Annotated in this window: 6 protein-coding genes; 2 read left to right on the plus strand and 4 right to left on the minus strand. The window is 70.1% G+C overall.

The window, feature by feature from the left end:
- Positions 1 to 81 precede the first annotated feature (81 nt).
- Positions 82 to 1,287, plus strand: coding sequence for a globin domain-containing protein (locus tag ACH4K4_RS03525; protein ID WP_398164467.1), 1,206 nt, complete (start codon positions 82 to 84; stop codon positions 1,285 to 1,287).
- Between the two features lie 151 nt (positions 1,288 to 1,438).
- Positions 1,439 to 3,064, plus strand: a complete 1,626-nt coding sequence (locus tag ACH4K4_RS03530; protein ID WP_398164469.1) for an alpha/beta fold hydrolase — start codon at positions 1,439 to 1,441, stop codon at positions 3,062 to 3,064.
- A 15-nt stretch (positions 3,065 to 3,079) separates the two neighbouring features.
- Here ACH4K4_RS03530 and ACH4K4_RS03535 read toward each other — a convergent pair whose 3' ends face one another.
- The 4 genes from ACH4K4_RS03535 to ACH4K4_RS03550 are packed head-to-tail and all read right to left on the minus strand — an operon-like array spanning position 3,080 to position 6,273.
- Positions 3,080 to 3,946, minus strand: coding sequence for an amino acid ABC transporter permease (locus ACH4K4_RS03535; RefSeq protein ID WP_398164470.1), 867 nt, complete (start codon positions 3,944 to 3,946; stop codon positions 3,080 to 3,082).
- Positions 3,943 to 4,587: an amino acid ABC transporter permease gene (locus ACH4K4_RS03540; protein WP_398164472.1), complete on the minus strand. Its 645-nt coding sequence runs from the start codon at positions 4,585 to 4,587 to the stop codon at positions 3,943 to 3,945. Before ACH4K4_RS03540 ends, ACH4K4_RS03535 begins: the two co-directional genes overlap by 4 nt.
- A gap of 16 nt (positions 4,588 to 4,603) precedes the next feature.
- Positions 4,604 to 5,515, minus strand: a complete 912-nt coding sequence (locus ACH4K4_RS03545) for a glutamate ABC transporter substrate-binding protein (protein ID WP_398164474.1) — start codon at positions 5,513 to 5,515, stop codon at positions 4,604 to 4,606.
- Between the two features lie 14 nt (positions 5,516 to 5,529).
- Positions 5,530 to 6,273, minus strand: a complete 744-nt coding sequence (locus tag ACH4K4_RS03550; protein WP_398164476.1) for an amino acid ABC transporter ATP-binding protein — start codon at positions 6,271 to 6,273, stop codon at positions 5,530 to 5,532.
- Positions 6,274 to 6,532 lie beyond the last annotated feature (259 nt).

Genomic DNA, 6,532 nt, shown 5'->3' on the forward strand with positions numbered 1-6,532 from the left:
TCTGAGATGCAAGTTATCTCGGCATCTCCTCCGACCAGCCACCCCCTCAGCACATCTCAAGAACAAGAACCGGAGCAGCCGATGTTGTCGTCCAAGTCCGCCGAGACCGTACGTGCCACCCTCCCCGCGATCGGGGCGGCCATCGGCGATATCACCCCGCTCTTCTACGACAAGCTCTTCGCCGCCCACCCCGAGCTGCTGCGCGACCTCTTCAACCGCGGCAACCAGGCCGGCGGCACCCAGCAGCAGGCCCTCGCGGGCTCCATCGCCACGTTCGCGACGCACCTGGTGGAGCACCCGGACGAGCGCCCCGACGCGCTGCTGTCCCGCATCGCGCACAAGCACGCGTCCCTCGGGGTGCGCCCCGAGCAGTACCCGGTCGTGCGCGAGCACCTGTTCGCGGCCATCGCCGAGGTGCTGGGCGACGCGGTGACCGACGAGGTCGCGGCGGCCTGGGACGAGGTGTACTGGCTGATGGCGAACGCCCTCATCGCGATCGAGAAGGGCCTGTACGAGGCGGCGGGCACGCCGGACGGGGACGTCTGGCGCGAGTACCGCGTCACCGGGCGCTTCCAGGAGACCGAGGACGTGGCGACCTTCGTCGTACAGCCGGTGGACGGCGCCCCGGTCCCCGCGTCCCGGCCCGGCCAGTACGTCTCCGTACAGGTGCGGCTCGCCGACGGCGCCCGGCAGATACGCCAGTACAGCCTGTCCGGGCAGCCGGACGGCGGCCTGCAGTTCTCCGTGAAGCGGGTGGCCGGTGACGCGGCCGGCTCGCCGGCGGGCGAGGTCTCCAACCACCTGCACGCCCGTGTGCACGGCGGCGAAGTCCTGCGCATCAGCGCGCCGTTCGGTGACGTGGTGCCGGAGGAGAGCGGCCGCCCGCTGCTGCTCGCCTCGGCCGGCATCGGCTGCACCCCCATGATCGGGATCCTGTCCCGGCTCGCCGCCGACGGCTCGGCCCGCCGCGTCGTCTCCGTACACGCCGACCGCTCCCCCGCCACCCACGCCTTCCGTGCCGAACTGCGGCAGCTGACCGGGAAGCTGGACAACGCCACGGCGGAGGTGTGGTACGAGCGGCCCGAGGGCGCGGACGAGGCCACCGCGGACGTCACCGTCCACGAGGGCCGGATCGACCTGAGCCGCATTCAGGTCCCGGCCGGCACCGTCGCCTACCTCTGCGGCCCGGTGCCCTTCATGAAGGCCGCCCGCGGCCAGCTGCTGGCGGCCGGCGTGGGCGCCGCGGACATCCACTACGAGGTGTTCGGACCCGACCTGGGCCTCTGACCAGGGCATGCGCCCGGCCCGCCGGCCGGGCGCAGCACCGGGCCCCGGGCACCCGGGCGTTATCCATCCGCAACCTACCGACGGGTTACCAGCGGTAAGAATCACATCTTACTCTCCAGTCACTTCAGCCTTGAAGCACTAGGAGCAGTAGATGTCGCCCTCTCGCACCACGCTGCGCACCACCGTCGGTACCGTCTCGGCAGCCGTGCTCGCCGCCACCACCCTCGCGGGCGCCCCGATGGCGAACTCCGCCACCGCCGCACCACACGCCACCGCCGGCGCCCCCGCGGCCACGCAGCAGGAACTCGCCGCGAAGTTCCCGGACGTGCGGTTCGTCGACATCACCGGCGACGGCGGCATCACCCTGAAAGCCAACGTCTTCACGCCGGGCGACGCGGTCCCCGGCCGCCGCTACCCGCTCGTCGTGCTGCCCACCAGCTGGGCCATGCCGCAGATCGAGTACGTCGTGCAGGCCAAGAAGCTCGCCGACGCCGGGTACGTGGTGGTGGGCTACAACTCCCGCGGCTTCTGGCAGTCCGGCGGGCAGATCGAGACCGCCGGGCCGCCGGACATCGCCGACGCGTCCAAGGTCATCGACTGGGCGCTGGCCAACACCCCCGCCGACCCCGGGAAGGTGGGCATGGGCGGCGTGTCGTACGGCGCCGGAATCAGCCTGCTGACCTCGGCCTTCGACAAGCGCGTCAAGGCGGTCGCGGCGCTGAGCGGCTGGGCCGACCTGATCGACTCCATCTACAGCGGCCGCACCCAGCACCAGCAGGCGGCCGCGCTGCTGGGCGGGGCGGGCGCGCTCACCGGGCGCCCCAGCCCGGAACTGAAGGGCATCCTCAAGGACTTCCTCGGCTCCGACCTGGCCAAGGAGCAGGACATGATCAAGTGGGGGGCCAAGCGGTCCCCCGTGACGTACCTCGACAAGATCAACGCCAATGGCGCGGCGATCATGCTGGGCAACGCCTGGGGCGACTCGCTCTTCCCGCCCAACCAGTACGCCGACTTCTACGAGAAGCTCAAGGGGCCCAAGCGGCTGGAGTTCCGGCCCGGCGACCACGCCACCGCCGAGGGCCTGGGCCTGCTCGGCCTGCCGAACGACGCCTGGGACCACACCAAGCGCTGGTTCGACCACTACCTCAAGGGCGACGACAACGGCGTCGACCGCGAGGCGCCCGTACAGCTGAAGTCCCGGTCCACGGGCGCCTACGAGGGGTACAAGAGCTGGCAGGACGTGCCGTCCGCGCACCGCAGGATCGCGCTGGACGGCACCCGGCGGATCGGTACGAACATCGACTCCGGCGCCAACGGGGGAACGATTTTTCTCTCCAGCCTCCTGGACCAGTTCCTCAAGATCCCGCCGCTGGCCTCCATCCCGCTGCTGCCGCGCTCGGCCGCGGCCGTGTGGCAGTCCGAGCGGTACGCCGCCGCGCAGCACATACGCGGCACGGCGAAGCTGCACACCACCGTGACCAGCACCGCCGAAAGCGGCACCGGCATCGCCTACCTCTACGACGTCGGCCCGCTCGGCGTCGGCCGGCTGGTCTCGCACGCGCCGTTCACGTTCCACGACAAGGCGCCGGGCAAGCCGTTCGGCGTGGACCTGGAGCTGTTCTCGACGGCGTACGACGTACCGGCGGGCCACCGGCTGGCGGTGGTCGTGGACTCCGTGGACCCCCTCTACATCGAGCACAACCCGGCCGGCGCCAAGCTCACCTTCTCCTCCCCCGCCGCCGACCCGTCGTGGGTGTCGGTACCGGTACGCGACTGAGCACCGGAGCCGGGGTCAGTGCTGCTGCCGGGCGCCGGGCAGCAAGGTCCCCGGCTCCGGCGCGTTCACGTCCACGGCCTCCGTCTTCGGGCTCTTGCGCTGCCGCTTCGCGACCCGGTACGCGCACCACGACAGCAGCATGCACATGCCGATGTAGACGGGCGAGACGATCAGGACGACCGGGATGAAGGGCAGGTCGTAGTCGAGGTTGGAGGCGATCAGCTTGCCCGCGTGCAGGAACTCCTCGTAGGTGATCAGGAAGCCGAGGGAGGTGTCCTTCAGGGCGACCACGAGCTGGCTGATGATCGTGGGCAGCATCGCGCGGACCGCCTGCGGCACCAGGACGTGCGTCATGACCTGCGTCTTGCGCATGCCCAGCGCGTACGCGGCCTCCCGCTGCCCGCGGTCCACCGAGTGGACGCCGGCCCGGAACACCTCCGCCAGCACCGAGCCGTTGTACAGCGTCAGCCCGGCGACCAGCGCGTACAGCGGCTCGGCCCGCAGCGCCACGTAGATGAAGAAGATCATGACCAGCACGGGCATCGCGCGGAAGAACTCCACCAGCAGCGTGGCCGCCCAGCGGACCGGCGCGTGGTCGGAGAGCCGGCCGGCGGCGAGCACCGCGCCCAGGACGAGCGAGAGCACGGCGGCGATCGCGAACGCCTTGAGCGTGTTGCCCAGCCCTTCGAGCAGCAGCTCCTGGATGCCCTGGTACGCGAACGGCGTCCACTTGCGGCCGCTGAACTGGCCGGTGTCGACCAGCAGGTAGACCACCCAGGCGGCGATGGCGAGGATCACCGCCGTCGCCGCCACCCCGTAGAGCAGGTGCCGGCGCCTCGTGCGCGGTCCCGGGACGTCGTAGAGGGCGTTGGCAGCGGTCATCGGGGAACTCCCCAGCGCTTCTCCAGCACGTTGAACAGCGCGCTGATGGTCAGGGTCACGATCAGGTAGCCGACGGCGATCCAGATGAAGGACCAGATGATGCTGTAGCCCAGCTCGTTGAGCGTCTTGTAGGTCCCCAGGAGCTCCACGACGCTGAAGGAGCCGGCGATCGCGGAGTTCTTGGCTAGCGCGATGAGCGTGGAGCCGATGGGCGGGATGACGGTACGGAACGCCTGCGGCAGCACCACGTCCCCCAGCGTCCTGGAGAAGGTCATGCCGAGGCTGCGGGCCGCCTCCCCCTGCCCCACCGGGACGGTGTTGATGCCGGAGCGCACCGCCTCGCAGATGAAGGCGGAGGTGTAGCAGCCCAGCGCCAGAATGGCGAAGATCTTGAAGGGCAGCACCAGCCCGAAGCGCGGCAGACCGAGCAGTACCGCGAAGAACAGCAGGGTCAGCGGCGTGTTGCGCAGCACCGTCACCCACACGGTGCCGAACGCCCGCAGCGAGCCGACCGGCGCCACACGGAAGGCCGCCATCACGATGCCGACGACAAGGGCGAGCAGGGAGGCGAAGACGGTCAGTTCGACGGTGCCGAGCAGTCCCTTCCCGTAGAGGGAGAAGTTGTCCAGGAGCACGTTCATCGGTCGGTCCTCGTCCTCAGCTCGCCGGGTAGCGGTCGATCGCGGGCGGCTTCGGAGCCGGGACGCCGGACAGGCCCAGCGTCGCGTCGTACGCCTTCTTCCAGTCGCCGTTCTTCTCGTGGGCGGCGAGGGCGTCGTCCAGCGCGAGGCGCAGGGCGCTGTCGCCGCGCGGCACGCCGATGCCGTACGGCTCCTCGGAGAACGGCTTGCCGGCCAGCCGCATCTCGTCGGGCGCCTTGGCGGCGTAGCCCATCAGGATCGCGTCGTCGGTGGTGACGGCGTCGACCTGGTACGTCAGCAGGTTGTCCACACACACCGAGTACGTGTCGTAGGCGACCAGATCCGCCTCGGGGTAGTCCGCCTGGATGCGCTGGTACGGCGTGGAACCGGCCGCCGAGCACACCTTCTTCCCCGCCAGGTCCCCCGGCCCGTCGATGCCCTTCTGGTCCTTGCGCACCAGCAGGCCCTGCCCCGCCATGTAGTACGGGCCCGCGAAGCCCACCTGCTGCTTGCGCTTGTCGTTGATCGTGTAGGTGCCGACGTAGTAGTCGATCTGGCCGTTCTGCAGGGCCGTCTCGCGGTTGGCGGAGGAGATGGTCTTGAACCGGATCGTCTTCGGGTCGAAGCCGAGCGAGGCGGACAGCATCTTGGCGATCTCGACATCGAAGCCGGTGTACGTGCCGGAGGCCGGGTCCCGCTCGCCCATGTACGGCTGGTCCTCCTTGGCGCCGACGACCAGCCCGCCGCGGCTCCTGGCCTTGCGCCAGGTCGCCGAGGCGGGCAGCTGGAAGCCCCGGGCGGTCGCGTAGTGCGGCAGCTGGCTGCCCTTGGGGCCCTTCACGGGCGGGCTGCCGGGCTTGCCGCAGCCGGCGGCCAGCAGGGCGGCGGTCAGCGCGAGCGTCACGAGCGCGTATCGGTTCTGGTGCACGACGGCGCCCCCGTTCAGTGCTTGAGGATCTTGGAGAGGAAGTCCTTCGCGCGCTCGCTGGCGGGCGCGGTGAAGAACTCCTCGGGGGCGCGGTCCTCGACGATGCGGCCGTCGGCCATGAAGACGACGCGGTTGGCGGCGGAGCGCGCGAACCCCATCTCGTGGGTGACCACGACCATGGTCATGCCCTCCTGGGCCAGCTGCTGCATGACCTCCAGCACCTCGTTGATCATCTCCGGGTCGAGGGCCGAGGTCGGCTCGTCGAACAGCAGCGCCTGCGGCTCCATGGCCAGCGCGCGGGCGATGGCCACGCGCTGCTGCTGGCCGCCGGAGAGCTGCGCCGGGTACTTCTCGGCCTGCGCGGCCAGCCCCACCCGCTCCAGCAGTTGGCGGGCCCGCGCCTCGGCCTCGTCCTTCTTGCGCTTGCGGACCTTGACCGGCGCGAGCATCACATTGGCGAGCACGGTCTTGTGGGCGAAGAGGTTGAAGGACTGGAAGACCATGCCGACTTCGGCGCGCAGCCTGGCCAGCTCGCGCCCCTCCTCCGGGAGCGGGTGGCCGTCCAGGGTGATGGTGCCGGACTCGATCGGTTCGAGGCGGTTGATGGTGCGGCACAGGGTGGACTTGCCGGACCCGGAGGGCCCGATGACCACCACCACCTCGCCGCGGCCGACGGTGAGGTCGATGTCCTGGAGGACATGCAGCTTCCCGTAGTGCTTGTTGACCCCGCGCAGCTCGATCAGCGCATCACCGGCCATATGCAGCCCTGCTCACTCTCGTCCGTACGGCCAAGGGACCGCAAACTACCCGTACGAAAGCGGCACTTCTCCACTGACACGCACAAAAGCCCAGATAAGCCACGCTTACCGGCGAAATTCCCCACGCCTGCCGGGCCCGGTGCGCCACCCGCCCTGGCCCTAGCTGTGCTGTCCCGGGACGTTGGTGACAGGCGACGCGCCTGGAGTGGTGCTTGAACGAGGTGAGGGCCTTCTGGCTCGGTGTGGATTGCGACATCTA

This window comes from Streptomyces sp. NPDC017529 (assembly GCF_044329785.1).
Classification (GTDB): Bacteria; Actinomycetota; Actinomycetes; order Streptomycetales; family Streptomycetaceae; genus Streptomyces.